The 18,978-nt window shown below is 60.4% G+C and carries 18 protein-coding genes; 10 read left to right on the top strand and 8 right to left on the bottom strand.

Annotated elements, in window-relative coordinates:
• Window positions 1–26: 26 nt before the first annotated feature.
• The 3 genes from CXK96_RS07465 to CXK96_RS07455 form a co-directional block, all read right to left on the bottom strand.
• Complete coding sequence (locus CXK96_RS07465; protein WP_102835841.1) at window positions 27–851, bottom strand: aldo/keto reductase; 825 nt, start codon at window positions 849–851, stop codon at window positions 27–29.
• Window positions 851–1,315: a VOC family protein gene (locus tag CXK96_RS07460; RefSeq protein WP_102835840.1), complete on the bottom strand. Its 465-nt coding sequence runs from the start codon at window positions 1,313–1,315 to the stop codon at window positions 851–853. Before CXK96_RS07460 ends, CXK96_RS07465 begins: the two co-directional genes overlap by 1 nt.
• Window positions 1,316–1,414: 99 nt before the next feature.
• Window positions 1,415–2,050 carry a LysE family translocator gene (locus CXK96_RS07455; RefSeq protein WP_102835839.1) on the bottom strand — a complete coding sequence of 212 codons (636 nt, stop codon included), beginning with the start codon at window positions 2,048–2,050 and terminating at the stop codon, window positions 1,415–1,417.
• A gap of 236 nt (window positions 2,051–2,286) precedes the next feature.
• Between CXK96_RS07455 and CXK96_RS07450 the strand changes: the two genes are divergently transcribed.
• The 6 genes from CXK96_RS07450 to CXK96_RS07425 all read left to right on the top strand — a co-directional run bounded on the left by CXK96_RS07450 (window position 2,287) and on the right by CXK96_RS07425 (window position 6,469).
• A complete protein-coding gene (locus CXK96_RS07450; protein WP_102835838.1) occupies window positions 2,287–2,937 on the top strand; it encodes a helix-turn-helix transcriptional regulator in 651 nt (216 codons plus the stop codon).
• Complete coding sequence (csgE, locus tag CXK96_RS07445) at window positions 2,934–3,317, top strand: curli production assembly/transport protein CsgE (RefSeq protein ID WP_102835837.1); 384 nt, start codon at window positions 2,934–2,936, stop codon at window positions 3,315–3,317. The genes CXK96_RS07450 and csgE overlap by 4 nt, the downstream gene beginning before the upstream one ends.
• On the top strand, window positions 3,314–3,724 hold the full coding sequence (locus CXK96_RS07440; protein WP_102835836.1) for a curli assembly protein CsgF: 411 nt from the start codon (window positions 3,314–3,316) through the stop codon (window positions 3,722–3,724). The genes csgE and CXK96_RS07440 overlap by 4 nt, the downstream gene beginning before the upstream one ends.
• Before the next feature lie 17 nt (window positions 3,725–3,741).
• Window positions 3,742–4,578: a CsgG/HfaB family protein gene (locus tag CXK96_RS07435; RefSeq protein WP_102835835.1), complete on the top strand. Its 837-nt coding sequence runs from the start codon at window positions 3,742–3,744 to the stop codon at window positions 4,576–4,578.
• Between the two features lie 88 nt (window positions 4,579–4,666).
• Window positions 4,667–5,143, top strand: a complete 477-nt coding sequence (locus CXK96_RS07430) for a curli production assembly protein CsgB (RefSeq protein WP_102835834.1) — start codon at window positions 4,667–4,669, stop codon at window positions 5,141–5,143.
• 51 nt (window positions 5,144–5,194) lie between these two features.
• Window positions 5,195–6,469 carry a hypothetical protein gene (locus tag CXK96_RS07425; RefSeq protein WP_102835833.1) on the top strand — a complete coding sequence of 425 codons (1,275 nt, stop codon included), beginning with the start codon at window positions 5,195–5,197 and terminating at the stop codon, window positions 6,467–6,469.
• A gap of 163 nt (window positions 6,470–6,632) precedes the next feature.
• Here the strand turns inward: CXK96_RS07425 and CXK96_RS07420 are convergent, their stop codons facing one another.
• Entirely contained in the window at window positions 6,633–7,577 is a 945-nt protein-coding gene (locus tag CXK96_RS07420; RefSeq protein ID WP_102835832.1) for a class I SAM-dependent methyltransferase, read from the bottom strand.
• Between the two features lie 186 nt (window positions 7,578–7,763).
• On the opposite strand from CXK96_RS07420, the gene CXK96_RS07415 reads away from it, so the two are divergent.
• Together CXK96_RS07415 and CXK96_RS07410 are read left to right on the top strand one after the other, a co-directional pair.
• Window positions 7,764–8,459, top strand: coding sequence for an AzlC family ABC transporter permease (locus CXK96_RS07415; RefSeq protein WP_102835831.1), 696 nt, complete (start codon window positions 7,764–7,766; stop codon window positions 8,457–8,459).
• Entirely contained in the window at window positions 8,456–8,770 is a 315-nt protein-coding gene (locus CXK96_RS07410) for an AzlD domain-containing protein (RefSeq protein ID WP_102835830.1), read from the top strand. Before CXK96_RS07415 ends, CXK96_RS07410 begins: the two co-directional genes overlap by 4 nt.
• A gap of 7 nt (window positions 8,771–8,777) precedes the next feature.
• On the opposite strand, the gene CXK96_RS07405 is transcribed toward CXK96_RS07410, so the two are convergent.
• From CXK96_RS07405 to CXK96_RS07385, 4 genes are all read right to left on the bottom strand, one after another.
• Window positions 8,778–10,733 (bottom strand): DNA topoisomerase III, encoded by a 1,956-nt coding sequence (locus CXK96_RS07405; protein ID WP_102835829.1) that lies wholly within the window; start codon window positions 10,731–10,733, stop codon window positions 8,778–8,780.
• Window positions 10,734–10,891: 158 nt separating this feature from the next.
• On the bottom strand, window positions 10,892–12,628 hold the full coding sequence (locus CXK96_RS07400) for a sensor domain-containing diguanylate cyclase (RefSeq protein WP_102835828.1): 1,737 nt from the start codon (window positions 12,626–12,628) through the stop codon (window positions 10,892–10,894).
• Between the two features lie 428 nt (window positions 12,629–13,056).
• Window positions 13,057–13,758 carry an SDR family NAD(P)-dependent oxidoreductase gene (locus tag CXK96_RS07390; RefSeq protein WP_102835826.1) on the bottom strand — a complete coding sequence of 234 codons (702 nt, stop codon included), beginning with the start codon at window positions 13,756–13,758 and terminating at the stop codon, window positions 13,057–13,059.
• Between the two features lie 66 nt (window positions 13,759–13,824).
• Complete coding sequence (locus CXK96_RS07385) at window positions 13,825–15,132, bottom strand: ABC1 kinase family protein (RefSeq protein WP_102835825.1); 1,308 nt, start codon at window positions 15,130–15,132, stop codon at window positions 13,825–13,827.
• Window positions 15,133–15,578: 446 nt separating this feature from the next.
• Here CXK96_RS07385 and CXK96_RS07380 point away from each other — a divergent pair, with 446 nt between their 5' ends.
• Both CXK96_RS07380 and CXK96_RS07375 read left to right on the top strand, forming a co-directional pair.
• A complete protein-coding gene (locus CXK96_RS07380) occupies window positions 15,579–17,105 on the top strand; it encodes an ATPase domain-containing protein (protein ID WP_102835824.1) in 1,527 nt (508 codons plus the stop codon).
• Window positions 17,089–18,768: a response regulator gene (locus tag CXK96_RS07375; protein ID WP_102835823.1), complete on the top strand. Its 1,680-nt coding sequence runs from the start codon at window positions 17,089–17,091 to the stop codon at window positions 18,766–18,768. Before CXK96_RS07380 ends, CXK96_RS07375 begins: the two co-directional genes overlap by 17 nt.
• Window positions 18,769–18,978 lie beyond the last annotated feature (210 nt).

Below are 18,978 nucleotides of genomic sequence, written 5' to 3'. Positions count from 1 at the left end.
CCCCGCGCCACGCGCGACGCTGAGTTTCAGACCATCTGCAAAGGCTGGGATCGGGACGGCGGCGGGAAAGCCTTGTCGAGAAGCGCCAGGTCGTCGGCGCTCAATGTCAGCTCCGCTGCGCTGGCGTTAAGTCGCACATGAGCAGGGTTTGATGACTTGGGAATCACCAGCACCTCCGGCTGGCGCAGCGACCATACCAGCGCAATCTGGGCAGGTTCCACACCATGCCGCCGGGCAATGTCGAGTATGGCCTGATGACGCAATAGACCTCCGCCCTGCCCCAGCGGACAGTAAGCCATGACCGGCATGCCCTGCGCCTGGCACCAGGGCAACAGATCAAACTCAATGCCACGCTCCTGAGGATTGTAGAGCACCTGATTGACCGCACAGTCCGGCGCATCCAGCTCGCGCATGTCATCCAGGTCCAGGTTCGATACGCCCCAACGGCGAATCTTGCCCGCATCTTTCAAACGCTCGAACGCCTCAACCGTTTCCGCCAGTGGGTATTGGCCGCGCCAGTGCAACAGGTAGAGATCGAGGCAGTCTGTACCGAGACGACGCAGGCTGCGCTCGCAGGCCTCAGGAACACCCTTGCGGCTGGCGTTATGGGGGTAGACCTTGCTGACCAGAAACACCTGGTCGCGGCAGCTGCGGATCGCCTGGCCGACCACCTCTTCGGCACCGCCTTCAGCGTACATCTCCGCGGTATCGATCAGAGTCATGCCCAGCTCGATACCCAGCCGCAACGCAGCGATCTCATTGCCACGCTCTGCGGGATTCTCGCCCATGTGCCAGGTGCCCTGCCCAACCAAGGGAACCCTGGCGCCATCGGCTAGTTTGAGGCTACGCATCAGCAGTCTCCTTGTGGGGCGTTCTGCTCGGCAACCGGCTCGGCCCAGGGATCATAGGTGCCGAAGTTCCACAAATGGCCCTCAAGATCGCGGCAGCTAAAACCACGCCCGCCGTAATCCTGGTCTTTGAGCTCGATGACGATCTCGGCGCCGGCCGCCTTGGCCTTGGTATAAAGGGCGTCGGCACTGTTGACGATCACATAGATGCTCTGAGTAGAGAGGCCTCCCACCTCATCCGGCTGTTTCACTTGGCGGCCGTACTCCGAATCCGCTACCGGCCCGACCATCAACATGCCGCTGCCGAAACTGAGCTGGGCATGAATGACGCCGACCTGTGCATCTTCGATCACACGTTGCTGCTCGAAATCGAAGACCTGGCAAAGCCACTTCAGCGCCGCGGGCACATCCCGATAGCGCAGACAGGGAATCAGATTGGACGTGGTGTTCTTGCTGTACCGAGACATGAGCGCTCCTTTCGGTTGCTGCGGCTGCGTCTATAAAAGCGCACCGCATATTCTTCAGACCGAAACAGGCGCTGACGTTCCCATGCAGTGGCTTGTTGCTTACGCCCGCTCAGCCAAGCCGAGACGGATACCCAGCCCGATTAACACCGAGCCGAGCACGCGGTCGAGCCAAAGACTCAAACGATGGTTACTGCGCAGTGCCGCACTTGCCCGAGCCGCCAGGAACACCATGGCGCATTCCACGACGACCGCCACCAGCACCACCAGCACACCCAATATCAACAATTGCAGCGCCACAGCACCATGGTCGGGTCGAACGAACTGTGGCAGAAATGCCATGAAGAAAATGGCCGCTTTCGGGTTGAGGACATCCACGAGGATGCCTTGACGATAAGCCTGCCAAACGCTGACTTTCGGCGCCGCTTCGAGGTTGAACGATGCGGTGGCTCCGGCAGAGCGCAACGCCTGAACACCGAGGTAAAGCAGATAAGCTGCGCCCACGTACTTGACCACAGCAAAGGCCAACGCCGAGGTGGCCATAATGGCTGAGATCCCCAGAGCAGCGGCCGCGACGTGCACCAACGCTCCGCTACAGACGCCACATACCGAGGCCACCCCGACCCGCCTGCCGCCGGACAGCGTGCGCGACAGAACGAACAGCAAGTCGGGGCCAGGCGACACATTCAGCGCCAGCGCAGCCGAAAAGAACACTAACCAAAACGTCGGCTCTGGCATTTACCTGCTCTGCTCGATTTGAAAAAAGGACGTTGAATCTAGTTTAGTTTTTTCTCGAAAGCCAATCGGCCACGCACGTTTATCAAATGCGTCTCGTCGGAAAACAGGCACCACTTCTCGTTTACGACTTTTTTTTGTCACCTCTCTGAACTACCTTTCTTCCCACAATGTCAAAGCGCCAGTCCCGCGAGGATCACGGGCGCTCCTAGATAGATTTCTTTGCAAAGGATATGCGTATGTTCGATGAAGCCACTGCGGTGCTCGTCGCCTCATCCACTCGTCTGGCCCTGCTGTCCGACAGCGAGGAACTGGGCGCCCTGCTCCATCAGCACTTACAGGGCTGCCCACAAGCTCGCCTCACTCGCAGCAACATGTTCCGTTCAGGGATTACCGACGCCGATCTGGTTCTGCTCGATGTCTGCAGCTTTGCACACGAGGAATGCCTGCGCCTGCTTCGCCAATTGCGGGATACGCCGACGGCGCTGGTCAACGCCCCGGTCGATCAGGCCCGTCGTTTGCTGGTTCAGCACCCTTGGATCAAAGGTGTGTTCTACCCGAACGCCAGTCGCACCAACTTCAGCCGCGGAGTCGGCGTCATTCTTGAGGGCGGCGACTGGCTACCCCGAGCATTGATGGAAAAGCTATTGGGCCGCTACCGTCAGCTGACCCACGCTTCGCGCGCCATCGACGATCTGTCGGTACGGGAGAAGCAAATTCTCGCGCTGGCCGGGAAAGGCCTTTCGAACTCTGAAATCGCCGAGTCCCTTCATCTGAGCACCCATACCATCAAGAGTCATATCCATAACGCCTTGGGCAAGCTGGGCGCGTCCAACCGCGCGCAGGGAGCGTCGCTCGTGCTGGGGCACGTCGGCGAGTCCGGTATATGAGGGCGGCGTGCCTAGGCCTGATGCTGCTGTTCTGCATCCAGGCCTGTGCCGACGAGGCTGAACTCAAGGGATTCATCACCAACAACACGGTTTCCCGATCCGGACAGGAGTTCTACCGCAAATTCTGTGAACGTCTGAACGACACCAGCGCGCTGGATTTCAACCTGGCCGTCAAGGAACGCCCCTCGGCGCGCTGGGGAATTCTCGTCTGGGTGGAGCAGAACAATCAGCCGCTGTATCGCCGCTTTTTGCAACCAAACGTCAGTGACATGGAGCAAACCGCCTATGAAGCGGCGGATTTCGTGCTGCAAGAGATAAACCGTAGGAAAGTCGAAGCACTATTCGAAGACACCATTGACCTCGCGAAGGATGAGTTATGAACCGGCCACAACAAAAAATCACCGGCGTCTTCCTGGCCGGATTGCTGCTTAGCTCCGGCCTCAGTGCCACCGAACTGGTCTATACCCCCGTCAATCCATCGTTTGGCGGCAGCCCCCTCAACGGTGCGTGGCTGCTGGGCAGCGCCCAGGCGCAGAACGACAAGAAGGATCCAGATGCGATCGACCGCTCCATTTATGAGCGGCCTTCAGATCTGGAGCGCCTTACCAGTCAGCTCGAATCAAGCCTGCTGAGTGAGCTGCTTAGGGATGCGCAAGCAGGCGAAACCGGTTCGCTCACGACCACGGACTTCTTCGTTCGGGCCTACAACGGCGATGCTGGCTTACTGATCGTCGAAATTACCGATCGAGTGACCGGTGAAATCTCAGAAATCATCATTGGGCAATAACCAGGGAGAGAAAGGCCATGAGAAGCCTATTTGTAGCCATCGGGATGATGGCTGTTCTACAAGGCTGCGCCGTACGCGAGCCAATGTCGGCAGACCAGGAAACCCCAACACTCACGCCGCGTACCTCGACCTACCAAGATCTACTTGAGCTGCCCCGCCCGCGAGGCCCACTCGTGGCAGCGGTCTACGGCTTTCGCGACCAGACCGGGCAGTACAAGCCCAGCCCGGCCTCCTCCTTCTCAACAGCAGTAACCCAGGGCGCAGCAAGCATGCTGGTCGATGCCATGCAGGCCAGCGGCTGGTTCATCGTGCTTGAGCGTGAAGGCCTGCAGAACGTGCTGACCGAGCGCAAGATCATTCGGGCTTCGCAAGCCAAACCGGACGTGGCGCCAAATATTCAATCCGAACTGCCATCGCTGCTCGCCGCCAACATCATCATGGAAGGCGCCATCGTCGCCTACGAAACCAACGTGCGCAGTGGCGGGCAAGGTGCTCGCTACCTGGGTATTGGGGTATCGCAGGAATACCGGGTCGATCAGGTCACGGTCAACTTGCGTGCCATCGATGTACGCAGCGGCCAGGTGCTGTCAAACGTAATGACCACCAAAACCATCTACTCCATCGGACGCAGCGCCAACGTCTACAAATTCATCGAATTCAAGGAGCTGCTCGAAGCCGAGGCCGGCTACACCACCAACGAGCCGGCGCAGCTCTGCGTGCTGTCAGCCATCGAGGCGGCCGTCGCCCACCTCATCGCTCAGGGTGTCGACCGTCGCCTGTGGCAAACCGCCGACAGCACGCCGGCAGTCGACGCTCAGTTGGCGAAGTACCTCAGCACGCCGGCCAACCCCTAGCAAACGAAGCGGTTTCAGCCGTTAGATGGATTTGTTAAATCGCGGTTTAGATCAGGATGACTTACCGCGACTTAACCAGGGATGACTGATGTTCGACGCGCAAAGGATTGCTCGCAAAGCGCTGCTGCCGCTGATGCTGACAGCGTTTAACTGCTCTGCCCTCCAGGCATCCAATCTCTCGACCTCGGCCGACCTAGCGCCTGACGAAATCGCCGCCAGCCGATCTCCAGTGATCGCACTGACACAAACCAAAACCGGTATCCCCGCCCGCAACCTGGCGCTCGTCGCTCAGGCTGGCGAAAGCCTGAACGGGGACATCACACAGACTGGCAACGCACTGGAAGCCTTCATCCTCCAGAGCGGCTATGCGCTCGATGCATCCATCGAGCAGCAAGGCAGTCACAACCTCGGATTGATTGTTCAAACGGGCAGCTACAACGAGGCCCGCATCGAACAGTACGGCGCATACAACAACGCGTTGATCGAACAGACCGGCACTGGGCATAGCAGCAGTGTTACGCAGCATGGCCAGGGTCTGAGCGTGCTGGTCCGCCAGTACCGCTGAAAAAAGCACCACCAGGAAGTACCGCTGAAAACATTCCATGGAGATACAACAATGTTCAAGATCAAACCCCTTGTAGCTGCCCTGCTGACCGTTGCCGCCGCTCAGGCTATGGCCGCCGATCACACGTCCGAACAGCGCCAGAACGGTGTAAACAATGTTGCCGAGGTAGCCCAAAGCTTCGGCAGTTCCAACATGGCCAAACAGGTGCAGAGCGGCTGGGGCAACGACGCAATGGTCGAGCAGACCGGCTCTTCGTCCTCCTCCGCGCTGCAGACCCAGACCGCCAATTTTAATGAGGCAGACGTCAACCAGACCCTGGCCTTCAACAGCCGCTCCGTGCAGTGGCAGTACGGACACGCGAATCAAGCCAGCGTCAGCCAGAGCGGCACCTTGGGCAGCAGCGCTGAACAGCGCCAGCGCGGCCAGGGCAACACTGCCAAGACTGAGCAGGGCGTTAGCTATGGCGCCGAAGCGTTCACCAAGCAGGACGGCACTGACAACTCAGCGACCAGCTACCAGTCCGCAGTCAACGGCAGCAAGAGTTCGCTGTATCAGGACGGCAACCTCAACGAGGCTACCCTGAGCCAGACTTTAAGCTCCGGTGATCGCGCCTTGGTCGATCAGCTGGGCGATCGGAACATGGCTGAGGTGGTGCAGACCTGGAGCAGTGGCTCGGTAGCCGAAGTTGAGCAAATTGGCACGGCTAACAACGCCGATGTGTATCAAGCCGGACGCAACCAAGAGGCCTACGCCTACTCGAGCGGCAAATACAACACAGTCAACGTAGACCAACGCGGCAGCAATCAGAACGGCTTCGTGTATCAGCAGGGCAACCTGAACAAGGCAACCCTGGATCAGCGCGGCAATGGCAACACGGCTACCGCCAACCAGACAGGCCTCGATAACGCAGCCGTGATCGACCAGGACGGACGCGGACAGATCGCCAAGGTCGACCAGCGCGGCGGCTACAATCAAGCCGAAGTCGAGCAGCAGGGCAAATACAACGAGCTGAACTTCTCCCAGTCGGACGTCGGCAACATCCTGGCGGCGCATCAGGACGGTGACAGCAACCGCATCACCGGCTCTAGCACGGGTGTCAATAACAACGTCGACATCGACCAGGACGGCGACCTCAACGTGGCCAGCGTCAGCCAGAACGGTTTGTTCAACGAGGCAGACCTGGTTCAGAACGGCCAGAGCCACACAGCTACGATCATGCAGAGCGGCAGCAACCACACCGCAGACGTCATGCAGAGCGGTATCGGCAACACCGCGTTGATCAGCCAGGCAGGTCTCAACAACATGGCGATTGTTAGCCAACACTGACGTCGCAGCAGCCAAAACTGCCGGCCGTGTGCCGGCAGTTTCGCTTCCATCCCACATCGACTAATCCGGCTATATGCGCCATCGGAGCTATTCGCCAAACCATATGCCAGCGCCAGGTCCTGTCTGTTGGCGTTGCTTCAGCCCTAGACTCGGATCGCTGCTTCTATGTCGAGCGACGGGTGAAAACCAATGCCTTGAGACCACTGTCGGAGCTGATGTCGGGGAACTCCGGCGGGTTTTCCAGGCGCTCCTGAAACACCAGTTCCGGCGCTTCGGTCGCCATGCCCTGGACAAGAAAGTCCGGCCCCGTATCCGGGTCATTTATACAGGCCAGCACCGTCCCGTTCTCGGTAAGCAACTCGGGCAACCGCCGGAGGATCTTCTGATAATCGCGGCTCAGCGCAAAGCTGCCCTTCTGGAAAGACGGCGGGTCGATGATGACCAGATCGTAGGGACCGGTCTTTTTCACCTTGCCCCAGGATTTGAACAGCTCATGGCCGAGGAAACTGACCCGGCTCAGGTCATGTTCGTTGAGCCGATGGTTGTCCCGACCCCGACTCAACGCGGCGCGTGCCATGTCGAGGTTGACCACATGCTCAGCGCCACCCGCGATCGCAGCGACGGAAAAGCCGCAGGTGTAGGCGAAAAGATTGAGCACGCGCTTGCCGGCGGCCTGCTGCTGAACCCAGCGCCTGCCGTAACGCATGTCGAGAAACAGCCCGTTGTTTTGCTTGATGCCCAGGTCAAGCTTGTAGCGCAGGCCGTTCTCGCTGATCAGCCATTCCTCGATAGGCTCGCCCAGCAGCTGCTGCATGTGGCTATCCGGCAGATAGCGGTGTTGCAGCAAAAGCGTATGCGCCCCGCTCGCCTTCCAGGCTGGTCCTCTCGTCAGGACAGAAAGCATCTCGACCAGTGCATCCAATTCCGATGCGGCCGGCTCGCGGAACAGCGAGATCAATACCACCCCTTGCAGCCAGTCCGCCGTGACGTGCTCAAGCCCGGCCCAGCAGCGCCCTCGCCCGTGAAATATCCGTCGGGTTTCGTCGGGCACCTGGGTCAGGGCTTGGGTGAGGTGGTGCTGCAGGGTAGCGAGGGCGTCGGGCTGCATGATCGGTCGTCTCGAAAAAGGCGCGCGCATTCTAATCGCGAACAGTTGGGCCTGCTGAGCCGATAGCAGTCAAATCGAAAAATGTTGATGAACACTGTCACGCGAGACGACAGAAAGAGCGCCGGTTTAGACTGCTTGGCTCGGTGCGATAAGCGCACCATGGCGCGAGCAAAAGGATAGTAATAGATGGAAGCCACCGCATACCGCCCCTTCGACGCCTTGCGCCGGGTCGCGCCCGCTGCGCTGGCAATCATCCCGGTCAGCCTGTTGTTCGGCGTGTTGGCCGGCCGCTCCGACTGGAGCCCGCTCGAAGTCGCGCTGATTGGCCTGCTGGGTTTTACCGGAAGCGGACAGTTTGCCGTTTTGCCGCTGGCCGATTCCGGCGCCGGGTTCCTCACGATGTTACTGCTCACCGCCTCGATCAACAGTCGCTATCTGCCCATTGCCTACGTTTCGGCAGCGCGCTTGCCCAGGAGCCGGGCACCACGCGCACTGCTGGCCCACATGCTCGGCGACGAGGCTTATGCCAGCGAGCGCGAAACGGACTCCTGGGCTCAGCTGGCGATGATCCGCGGCAGCCTTTTCCTGACCTGGGTGATCGCCGGAGTGGCGGGCGCCTTGATGGGTCGCCTGATTCCTTCGGCCTGGCTCGATGCCGACCTGAACCTCGGGTTTCCAGCAAGCGTGGTGTTGATGTATCTCTCGATCTGTCAGTTGCGTGCTCGGCTGCCACAGTTTGATGCAGGCAAAGCGCGCCTGTTGTTGGCAGTGGTGCTCTGTGCAGCACTCGCCGTGCTACTGATCCTGCTACTAGGCCCGCTGTATTTCTGGATACCCAGCGTGCTGCTCGCCACTTTTGTGCTTTCGAAGGTGCGTGCATGACGACTTCCGTACTGCTGGCTATCGCGGCCCTATTCGCCACTAGCTGCCTGGTACGCATCCTGCCGGTATTCGTCAGCATCGACCTGACCGACACAACCCAGCGGCTGCTCGAACGCGTACTACCAACCGCCGTGTTCATCAACTTTGCCGTGTACATCCTCTACAGCGAGGCCACCAAGGCGCCATTGGCTGCCGGGGTTGCGTTGGCACTGGTCGCGGGCATCGCCGTGGCAACACGGCTGGGCCTGATCATAACGGCCGTGCTGGGTAGCGGCTGTTATTACCTGCTGCAGTCTCTCACCGGGACCTAATAGAGCCTCACGCCGGGCTCGGTGATCTGGCCGCCCGGCCCTTGCGCGGCGCCGTTTTGCGTCCAGCACCCTTGCGCTTTTTCCAGGGCGCGCCGCGACCGCCAGGCGTGGCCGGGCCAGTGATATTCAAGCGAACGCCCTTGCACCGCTCCACCTGCTTGCTCATCCACGCCGATTGCTTGCTGACGAACTCTTCCAGGCTCATCTCACCGCTCTGCACCATGTCCAGGGCCTGTTCCCAGATCGCAGTGGTGCCGGGGTCGGCGATGGCGCGCGGAACGGCGTCGATCAGGCTGAAGGCTGCCGGGGTTGCGGCCAACGCCTTGCCCTGTTTGGTCAGGTAGCCACGGTCGAGCAGGCCCTGGATGATCCCCGCGCGGGTCGCTTCGGTGCCGATGCCAGTGGTGTCCTTGAGCTTCTGTTTCAACTTGGGGTCATCCACCAGCTTGGCGACGCTCTTCATGGCCTTGATCAAGTCGCCTTCGGTGAAGGGTTTGGGCGGCTGGGTCCAGAGGTCCTTGAGCACGATATCGGCCACCGGATACACCTGCCCCTGTTGTAACACCGGCAAGCTTTGCGCCGACGCATTCGCCGCATCAGCGGATCGCCCACGGCTGGCCGCAAGCGCTTCAGGCAAGGCGCGTTTCCAACCCGGTTCGACAACTTGCTTGCCCATCGCTCGCAGCGCCTCACCGGCGCAATCGAAGTCTGCCTGGGTGCGATCGTACTCGTGGCTCGGCAGAAACTGCGCCAGGTAACGAGCGCGAATCAGCGTGTAAACCGCACGCGCCTTGCCCGTCAGCCGCTCCAGCGAGCGCGCCGCGGCGGTAGGGATGATGCCGTGGTGCGCGCCTACCTTGGCGTCATTCCAGGCGCGCGACTTGCGCCGCGGATCCAGATGCGGCTTGAGCGCGGCCAGTGTCGAGTCAGCCCCGGCCAGCGCTGCAAGAATCGCGGGCGCCTCGCTGTGCTGGCTCAACGGCAGATAGCCGCAATCGCTGCGCGGGTAGGTGATCAGCTTGTAGGTTTCGTAAAGTGACTGGGCGATATCAAGGGTCTCCTGAGCGCCCAGCCCGAGCTTTTTCGAACAAATTTCCTGCAGCGTTCCGAGATCGAACGGCAGTGGTGCTGCTTCTCGCATGCGCTCGGTCTTGAGCTTCTGCAGTCTCGCTTCCCCCGCCTGACGCATGGCCTCTGCAGCCTGCTGCGCAAGGTTCTGGTCAAGGCAGCGGCCCTGATCATCACAACGATCGTCCGCTGCTCGCCATTGCGCGGTGAACGGCGCGCCATCACCCAGCAGCTGCGCCTCGATGGCCCAGAACGGCAGCGGCACGAAGCCGGCAATGCTGCGATCGCGATCGACCACCAGCCGCAGCGTTGGTGTCTGCACGCGGCCCACCGGCAGCACACCCTGATAGCCGGACTGCTGTCCGAGCAAGGTGAACAACCGGCTCATGTTCATGCCGATCAGCCAGTCCGCCCGTGAACGGCCCAGGGCCGACTGATACAGATTGAAGGTGTCCGCGCCCGCACGCAGTGCGCCGAGTGCCTTGCGAATTGAGGCATCGTCCAGTGCCGACAGCCACAGCCGCTGAATCGGCCCGCGATACCGGCAATGCTCGACCAGCTCCCGCGCGATCATTTCGCCTTCGCGGTCGGCATCAGTGGCAATGACCAGTTCTCGCGCCTCTCCCAGCAACCGCTTGACCGCCTTGTACTGGCTCGCGGTCTTGGGCTTGACCTGCATTTTCCAGCGCTCCGGCACGATGGGCAGATCCGCCAGCACCCAGCGTTTGTACCGCGCGTCGTAGCTGTCTGGCGGCGCGGTTTCCAGCAAGTGGCCGATGCACCAAGTGACGGTAACGCCCGCGCCCACCCAGCAGCCATCGCCACGCCGAGTGGCACCAAGCACCTGGGCAATGTCCTTGGCCTGGGAGGGTTTTTCGCAGAGAAACAGCCGCATCGGGTCGTCACTAGGTCAATCGTCGATAACGCACAGCATGCGCAGCGGTAATGCCTGAAGCAAGATTTATCTGTATGGATATACAGCCAATAGTGACTCCACTATGCGGAGACGTAGCGCCGTGACTCAATTTAAAGGGTTACAGAGCACCGCCTGATTTAAGCGGTTACTTGATCAGCCAACGCCTGGACGCTGGACATCACAACGGGCTCTGCTTGGCACACGCGATTGCGCCCGCTTTTCTTGGCGTCGTACAGCGCCCTGTCGGCGCGCCCCAGCGCGGTTTCAATACTCTCTTGCTCGATATTGATCTCCGCGACGCCAATGCTTGCAGTTACCTGAATGTTCTCGCCTATGCTGACAGCGACTGCCAGCGCCTGCACTGCAAGACGGATACGCTCAGCACACTGACTGGCTTCCAACAGGTTGGCACCTGGCAGCAGGACAACAAACTCTTCGCCGCCCAAACGAGCAACAAGGTCAACAGTGCGACTTTCCTCTTTCAGTGTTTTCGCCAGATACATGATGACCTTGTCACCACAGGCATGGCCATGGGAGTCGTTGATGCGCTTGAAGTGGTCTATATCCAGGGTCACGATCGACATCGGAGTGCGGGTCTGTCTGGCCAACTCCAGCAAATAGTCTGATTCTGGGAAAAAGAACCGTCGGTTATACAACTTGGTTAGCGGATCGGTGGCGGCCTGCTTCTTCAGGTCCTCCTGGGAGGCGCGCATGTTTTCCAGCAGCTTGATACGGTGAGAGATGATGAATGCCAGGGTCAGCGCTTCGAGCACGATACCGATACCCACCCCGTGGCTGCTTACGTAACTCGGCGAAAGTAAGCCCTTATAAGTGAGCACGGCGAGGATGTTGAACAATACGAAGAAGCTATGACCGACCAAGAAGTACTTTGCGAGCGGATGGCCCTTACGGTACAGCGAGATGCTGACCGAAAAGGTGACCAGCATCATAAGCGCCGCCAAGCTGCTTGCCGGTTTGAGCGCAGCGGAGATATCGAATACAGACCAGACAAGGGTCGCTGTTAGGAGTGCAATCAATCCCTGTAAAAAACGGTGCTCGGTCGGGTAAAACAATTTGGTTTCGAAGATAGCCATCATGAATAGCAGCAGGAAGATCGGCATTGTGATCAGTGACATGTTCAGCTGGAAAACCGCGTCACCATATCCGTTGAACACACTGGCGATCAGGCCGTAGGACAGTGCAATCCAAGTCAGTCCGGAAATCAGATACAGCGAGTAGTAAATATTTTCTCTATTACTGGTAGCGAAATATAGCAACGCGTTGTAAAGCACTAGCGCGAGTAGCATTCCGACCATCAGGGCTATATCGGTGTTTATACTTACCAGTGCTAGGCGCGAGGCTTGTTCATCAAAGATTTCGACTGCAAACCACTGATGCGAATAAGAGAAGCTGCGCACGTAGAGCGTAGTGGACTGGTGCGCCGCCAGCGTCAGAGGGAAAACTACAGTCCCGCGATACATCAAATCGGAACCGGCAGTTTGGCTCAGGTCTAGCACTTCGTGCCGCCGCAGCTCGCCGTCTCGCTCCTGATAAACACTGACTGAGCGTAGATGGTAGGCGTGTGGCAGATGGACAAACAGCTTTTGATCCGCGCTCGATGCATTCTTCAGAGCCAGCCGATACCAAGCAACCCGCGCATCAGTGCCCAAGGAGGTCCGGTTGCTGGTTTCCTTGAACGGCTGAGTTCTGGCCTGTTCAAAAGTTAGGGTACGCGAGGGATCGACGAGGTAACCCATATTAAAGTCGGTCAGTTCGACTGGGCCCTGGTCAATTACCAACTGTGATGCGGCACATGTCTGTTCCACTGCCAGCAGAAACATAAGTGCGAACAGCACCTGCTTGTATAGATCCATCTGCCAAAGCCTGTCTTATGTTCGCGTGTGCCGGGGTTTATCTGTGCGCTGCGGTTCCCTCGAAGCGAATATACTCAAATCCGACCGCCAATCCCATGTTGACCTTTGTATACATAGTATTTTCCTGATATATGCGCAGGTCCTGGATCAGACGGATGGTAGCTGCATACTTTGCCTTCGCCGGCTGCCTCGGCAGCGCTCAACGGTGGCGCTGGCTTCTTGCAGAATTTTTGAACCCTGCACGCAAGATGTTCCGCAAAATTAAGTCGTCACGCTCCTGCTTGAAATTTAGCGCTGCTAATGTGGTGGTGCAGGATGATTTGTCTGCTTTGACCTAAAGCAGCCGCCCGCCCATCAAGCCCGAGCAGACATATATCTGTCTTCAGCAGAACGGCAGCCCCATCCCGGCTCGCCCCGACAAGCAGTGATTACCACGGCAACGCCTCTCCGCTATACGCATAAAACCCACCACTGGCCTCCGGCCCCAGCCCGTCGATGACGCGCAGCAGGTCATCGGCCGCCTCTCTGGCAGGCCGGCCTATTTCGCTGCCGCGGAAAGGTTGTGAAAGGCGGGAGTTAACGGTGCCAGGGTGCAGCGCCAGCAACACGGCATTCGGCTGGCTGCGCTTGACCTCGATGGCAGCCGTCTTGATCAGCATGTTCAGCGCGGCCTTGGAAGCGCGGTAGCTGTACCAGCCGCCGAGGCGGTTGTCGCCGATGCTGCCGACCTTGGCTGAGAGCATGGCCAATACACCGCGCTGGCGGTCGAGCAATGGGCAGAAGTGTCGCAGCAACAGCGCGGGGCCGAAGGTGTTCACCTGAAAAGTGTCGAGCAGCTGCTGGTGATCGAGGTCAGCGAGGCGCTTTTCCGGCATGAAAGCGTCGTTGTGCAGCACGCCGGCCGCATTGATGATGAGGTGGAACGGGCCCTGCCCGGCTACCTCCGTCGCGGTCTGTCCGATGCTGGTGGGGTCGGTTAGGTCCAGCGGCGGTGTGGTTGAGCGCGCCAGTTCGGTTACCGAGGCGCAACGCGGGTCCGCCCGTAACGTTTCGACCAGCGCAGCACCGATGCCGCCAGAGGCACCGATGACCAGCGCGCGATATCCCTCGGGAAGAGAATCCATCTGCATCCTGTTTGCCTCTGGCCGCGATCAGGCCTGATTGGAATGGTCGGGTCCGACTTTAAGGTTGAGCGCTTAGCCTGGTTTGTCGGGCAAACCGGTGCACCATTGCTCGATGTGCTTCGCCAGCAGGTCGGCCACCGGCAGACAGGCGCCGAGCCGGTAGAGGTTCCAGTAATGCCCTTCCAGCGTTCGATTGACCAGTAGCGTACCGGACGCCGGTTGCAGACTGCCGAGTGCGGACATCAGCAAAGGCGAGAGCTCGACCAGCTGCTGATGCAGGGACGCGCCGCGGAAATCCCATTCCGCGCCCGGTTGCAGCAGCGGATGCAGCAGCAAATGGATGCGTCGATACAGGCTATGGGGCGGCGCGCTGCCGGGCTGGCGCCCTCCGAGTGCCTGGAAGCCCGCCTCCAGCGCCTCACTGGAGGGACCGCGCAGGGCGTCGAAGATCTGTACATAAGCACGCAGCAAGCGCTCCGGCAGCGGCACGACGCTGCCGAAGTCGTAGACAACCAGTTCCCCGGTCTCGGTCCAGGCAAGATTGCCTGGGTGCGGGTCCGCGTGCAGCAGTCCCAGGCCGAACGCCTGCTCGGCAAGCCAGTCGCACAGCGCTTCGGCCAGCTGTTGCCGGACCTCGAGGGCCGCCTGGTCGACCTCGTTCATTGAGCGCCCCGGCACTTCCTCCAGCACCAGCACGCCCGGGCGGCACAATGTGGGGACGGCATACGGGATGCGCAGGCCAGGCCAGTCGCTGAAATGCTGGCGAAAGCGCTCGAGGTTGTTGCGCTCGGCCTCGTAGTCGAGCTCCTGGTCGATAGCGCCCTGAAGCTCACGGTAGACGGATTCGAGCCGCGCCGAGGGCGTGCCGAATAGCCGCCCCAGCGGCATCAAGCGACGCAACTGCCGGAGGTCAGCATCGCAGATGCCGCGAATGCCTGGATACTGGACCTTCATGATCAGCGCCCGCCCCTGCCGATCACGTGCGCGGTGTACCTGCCCCAATGACGCCGCTGCCGCAGGTTGGGGTTCGATGGCTTCGAATAGCTCGTACAGCTGCCCTTCATAGAGACGCTGCAGGTAGGACTCTAGCGAGGCGAACGGCAGCGATGGAACCTGGTTCTGTAGACGAGACAGCGCCGCGCTTATCGGCTGGGGCAACACGTCCTGCCATTGCGAAGCCTGTTGGCCGAGCTTGAGCACCGGGCCCTTCATCTGCCCTAGCGTCTCGCCGAGCAATGAGCCGACCGGCTCCCAGTCGATACGCGCCTTGCCGGGTGTGATGCGCTGCACCAGCAGATTGCCTGCTATCCGGGCGCCAGTGCCACCAAGGTTGAGGAAGCGCCCCAGCGCTGACGTCGATGGGCGAGAGAAACGAGACATGCAGGCTACCTGTCACAGGCAAAGGATGATCATGGAGCAGCCGCCCAGGTGAACCAAGGGGCAATGGTTGCAACCTGTTACATCATCAACACGTCAGTAGCCCGTTCGGAGCAACTGGCGAAACGCCAGCGACCGGTGGCGTGGCAGGCCATTACCCGCATGAAAAGCCCTCCTGAGCGCAGCTGGCAAAGAGCCTGACACGGAACGGGCCGTGGAAAAGCGAGTCGGATTAGCTGACTACGCCCCTCGGCTATCGTCCGCCGAACACCTGTAATAAGCTCGCTCGGCACGCCTCTGACGATCGTTCGAGAGGTTTTTTTGCCCGACCCGCCTACCAGGCATTTTACGGGCGTGTTCCGCATGGCCTTGCCTGGATTAAGGACTTGGCCGGCAGGAACAACCAACGCGGCTTCCTTTGAAATAGAAGCCTGCGTAAGGAGTACGGAATGACCGATTCAAGTGATCTTTCCTTCAACGCGGACGACGAACTCCCACGTATTTCCACCGGCAGCGAAGGCCTGGACGACATCCTCGGCGGCGGCCTCGATGCCAATCGCATGTACCTTTATGAAGGCAGCCCGGGCGCTGGCAAAACCACCATCGCCATGCAGTTTCTGCTCGAAGGCGTCCGCCAGGGTGAGCGCGTACTCTACGTCACCCTGTCGGAGACCAAGCAGGAGTTGGAGTTGGTCGCCAAGCGTCACGGCTGGTCGCTCGAGGGTGTCGACGTATTCGAGCTCGTTACCCCGGAAGACAGCCTCGACCCAGAGCTCGAGCTGACGGTGCTGCACCCGGCAGAGATGGAGCTGAGCGAAACCACTCAGCAAGTCTTCGACCGTGTGACCCAAACCAATCCGACCCGAGTGATCTTCGACAGCCTCTCGGAAATGCGCCTGCTGGCGCAGAGCCCGCTGCGCTATCGGCGCCAGGTATTGGCGCTCAAGCACTTCTTCACCACGCGCCGTTGCACCGTGATTCTGCTGGATGACCAGACCTCCGAACTGGGCGACCTGCAGCTGCATTCGATCTCACACGGCGTGGTCATGCTGGAACAGTTGGCCATCGACTATGGTGCGGAGCGGCGGCGTCTGCGCGTCGTGAAGATGCGCGGTATCCAGTTCCGCGGTGGCTATCACGACTTCGTCATACGCAAGGGCGGGTTGCAAATCTTCCCTCGGCTGATCGCCTCAGAGCATCATTCGAATTACATCGGCGAAGCGGCTTCCTGCGGGAATGCAGCGCTGGACACCATGCTCGGCGGCGGACTGGAGCGGGGCACCAATGCCCTGTTCGTGGGTGCTGCCGGTGTCGGAAAGTCTTCATTGGCATTGAGCTTTGCGGTCGCAGCGTGCAAGCGCGGTGAGCAGGTGTCCTTTTTCGTCTTTGACGAAAATATCGGCACCTTAATGGCACGTGGACGCTCGTTGGGTCTCGACGTCGAGCCGTGGGTCGAACAGGGCCTGCTGCATTTGCAACAGGTCGACCCGGCGGAGCTGTCGCCCGGCGAATTCACCGCAGCCGTGAGGCGCGGTGTGGAAGAGCAAGGCTCGCGGCTGGTGATTCTGGACAGCCTCAACGGCTACCTGCATGCGATGCCGGACGGCCGTTTTCTGATCCTGCAAATGCACGAGCTGCTGAGCTACCTGGGGCAGAAAGGTGTGATCAGTATCATGGTGCTGGCCCAGCATGGCCTGGTGGGCCCGATGGATACGCCCATCGATATCAGCTACTTAAGCGATGCGGTTATCATGCTGCGCTACTTCGAGCACACCGGTATCGTTCGCAGGGCCTTGTCTGTTGTCAAAAAGCGCAGCGGGCGGCATGAGAACACCGTTCGCGAGTACCGCCTCAGCGCCAGTGGCGTTCAGGTCGGGCCACCGCTGAGTCACTTCAGCGGCATTCTATCGGGCACACCGGAATACACCGGTGATGCGACTCAGCTACTGACAGACGAGCATGACAACGCCCACTAAATCAGAGCATCCGCGGATCGTTGTCTATGCCCCCATTGGCCGGGATGGCCCGGCCACAGCCGAGCTGCTACGCCGCAGCGGCATGGATGCGATGGTCTGTCACGGCGTCGACGAAGTGCTGCAACGCGCCGAAACCGACGCGTCTGCCGTGTTCATCGCTGAGGAAGGCCTGTTCGGCCATGACCTTCAAGCGCTATCGGACTGGGTCGATCGACAACCGCCCTGGTCGGATTTTCCTTTCGTGGTCCTCACCAGCAAGCACCAGCAACCCGCTGTTGCCGCCTGGCGGCAACGCATGGTCGCGGCGCTGCGCAATGTTTCGCTGCTCGAACGTCCGGTGCAGAGCATCACCCTGACCAGTGCCGTGCAGGCCGCGGTACGCGGACGGCTGCGCCAGTACGAAGTGCGCGCCCTGATCGAGGCACGCGAACGGGCGTCGCAGGAGCTCGAAGCACTGGTGGTCGAACGCACCAGCGAGCTGGAACGCACCAACCTCGAATTGCGCACGCAGATGGCCGAGCGCGCGCACATCGAAGAAACCCTGCGGCAAACGCAGAAGATCGAAGCCATCGGCCAGCTTACCGGCGGCATCGCACATGACTTCAACAACCTGTTGATGGTGATCTCCGGCGGGCTCGACATGCTCGACCGCCGCGACGACATGGAGCGCCGCAAGCGCCTCATGGACGGCATGCGCCAAGCCGCCCAGCGTGGCTCTGCGCTCACTCGCCAATTGCTGGCCTTTTCACGCCGTCAATCCCTGGCGCCTGAGGCTGTCGACTTGGCTCAGCGGATCAGCCAGATGCGCGAGCTGCTCGACCGCAGCCTGCGCGGCGACGTGCACGTCAAGGAAGAGTTCGCGCCCGATCTCTGGCCCGTGGAAGTCGACCCAGGTGAGCTGGAGCTGGTCATCCTCAACCTCGCCGTCAATGCGCGTGATGCCATGCCTGAGGGCGGCTCGATTCTTCTGCAGGCTTGCAACGCGCCCGATCAGCAAGTGCTCGGTCGCAGGGGCGATTTCGTTCGCCTGGCGGTCATCGATTCGGGCGTCGGCATACCAGATGACGTTCGCAACCGGGTCTTCGACCCGTTTTTCACCACCAAGGAAATTGGCAAGGGTTCGGGCCTCGGATTGGCGCAGGTCTATGGTTTCGCACGTCAATCCGGCGGCACGGTGTGGATCGATTCCGAATGCGGCCAGGGCACCAGCGTCGTGATGCTGCTGCCGCGCTCGGTGAACCTGCCGAACCCCACCAAGGATCAGCCACCGGTGGACGAACCGGCCCGGCGTTCGGCCGGCAACGTACTGCTGGTGGATGACGATGAAGAGGTAGCGGCGCTGGTCGGCGAGATGCTCGAGCACCTTGGCTACGAAGTGACGTACGCCGCCAGCGCCGCGGCAGCGCTGGGTGCGCTCGCCAATGAGCGCGAGGTCGATGTGGTGTTCTCCGACGTGATGATGCCCGGCGGCATGAACGGCCTGGACCTGGCCCGCGAAATCCGTGCGCGTCAATTCGGCGTGCCCGTGCTGCTCACCAGTGGTTACGCCGAAGCGATCAAACAATCGGCCGAAGCCGAAGGCGTGCAGGTGTTGGCAAAACCCTATCGGCTGGAAGAACTGGCTGCGGCGCTCAAGAGCGCAGTCGAAGTCATCGAGGCCTGATCGTTCTGCCTTGGCGCATGCCGTGGACGAACGCCGTTTCCCGGTCGACCGCAGCATGCTTGGTGTCGGAGCGAGCTTGCTCGCGAATCGTGTGACTGGTCCTCTCCGAACGCGCACTCCGGTCATCGACCGGCTTGTCGCATCGAAAGCCTGTTGAATCCGCACTGCCCCACTGCTCGCGACGTGTATCGCCTTGATGGCTTGCACATC

This window comes from Stutzerimonas stutzeri, from assembly GCF_002890895.1.
GTDB classification, from domain to species: Bacteria; Pseudomonadota; Gammaproteobacteria; order Pseudomonadales; family Pseudomonadaceae; genus Stutzerimonas; species Stutzerimonas stutzeri_AB.
Note: the sequence above shows the minus strand (reverse complement) of the source record. Positions and strands in the feature narration are given on the sequence as shown.

What these genes read in the sequence shown, in the direction of transcription:
- CXK96_RS07465 (WP_102835841.1), bottom strand. Translation starts at nt 851, where the DNA reads ATGCGTAGCCTCAAACTAGCCGATGGCGCCAGGGTTCCCTTGGTTGGG.
- CXK96_RS07460 (WP_102835840.1), bottom strand. Translation starts at nt 1,315, where the DNA reads ATGTCTCGGTACAGCAAGAACACCACGTCCAATCTGATTCCCTGTCTG.
- CXK96_RS07455 (WP_102835839.1), bottom strand. Translation starts at nt 2,050, where the DNA reads ATGCCAGAGCCGACGTTTTGGTTAGTGTTCTTTTCGGCTGCGCTGGCG.
- CXK96_RS07450 (WP_102835838.1), top strand. Translation starts at nt 2,287, where the DNA reads ATGTTCGATGAAGCCACTGCGGTGCTCGTCGCCTCATCCACTCGTCTG.
- csgE (WP_102835837.1), top strand. Translation starts at nt 2,934, where the DNA reads ATGAGGGCGGCGTGCCTAGGCCTGATGCTGCTGTTCTGCATCCAGGCC.
- CXK96_RS07440 (WP_102835836.1), top strand. Translation starts at nt 3,314, where the DNA reads ATGAACCGGCCACAACAAAAAATCACCGGCGTCTTCCTGGCCGGATTG.
- CXK96_RS07435 (WP_102835835.1), top strand. Translation starts at nt 3,742, where the DNA reads ATGAGAAGCCTATTTGTAGCCATCGGGATGATGGCTGTTCTACAAGGC.
- CXK96_RS07430 (WP_102835834.1), top strand. Translation starts at nt 4,667, where the DNA reads ATGTTCGACGCGCAAAGGATTGCTCGCAAAGCGCTGCTGCCGCTGATG.
- CXK96_RS07425 (WP_102835833.1), top strand. Translation starts at nt 5,195, where the DNA reads ATGTTCAAGATCAAACCCCTTGTAGCTGCCCTGCTGACCGTTGCCGCC.
- CXK96_RS07420 (WP_102835832.1), bottom strand. Translation starts at nt 7,577, where the DNA reads ATGCAGCCCGACGCCCTCGCTACCCTGCAGCACCACCTCACCCAAGCC.
- CXK96_RS07415 (WP_102835831.1), top strand. Translation starts at nt 7,764, where the DNA reads ATGGAAGCCACCGCATACCGCCCCTTCGACGCCTTGCGCCGGGTCGCG.
- CXK96_RS07410 (WP_102835830.1), top strand. Translation starts at nt 8,456, where the DNA reads ATGACGACTTCCGTACTGCTGGCTATCGCGGCCCTATTCGCCACTAGC.
- CXK96_RS07405 (WP_102835829.1), bottom strand. Translation starts at nt 10,733, where the DNA reads ATGCGGCTGTTTCTCTGCGAAAAACCCTCCCAGGCCAAGGACATTGCC.
- CXK96_RS07400 (WP_102835828.1), bottom strand. Translation starts at nt 12,628, where the DNA reads ATGGATCTATACAAGCAGGTGCTGTTCGCACTTATGTTTCTGCTGGCA.
- CXK96_RS07390 (WP_102835826.1), bottom strand. Translation starts at nt 13,758, where the DNA reads ATGCAGATGGATTCTCTTCCCGAGGGATATCGCGCGCTGGTCATCGGT.
- CXK96_RS07385 (WP_102835825.1), bottom strand. Translation starts at nt 15,132, where the DNA reads ATGTCTCGTTTCTCTCGCCCATCGACGTCAGCGCTGGGGCGCTTCCTC.
- CXK96_RS07380 (WP_102835824.1), top strand. Translation starts at nt 15,579, where the DNA reads ATGACCGATTCAAGTGATCTTTCCTTCAACGCGGACGACGAACTCCCA.
- CXK96_RS07375 (WP_102835823.1), top strand. Translation starts at nt 17,089, where the DNA reads ATGACAACGCCCACTAAATCAGAGCATCCGCGGATCGTTGTCTATGCC.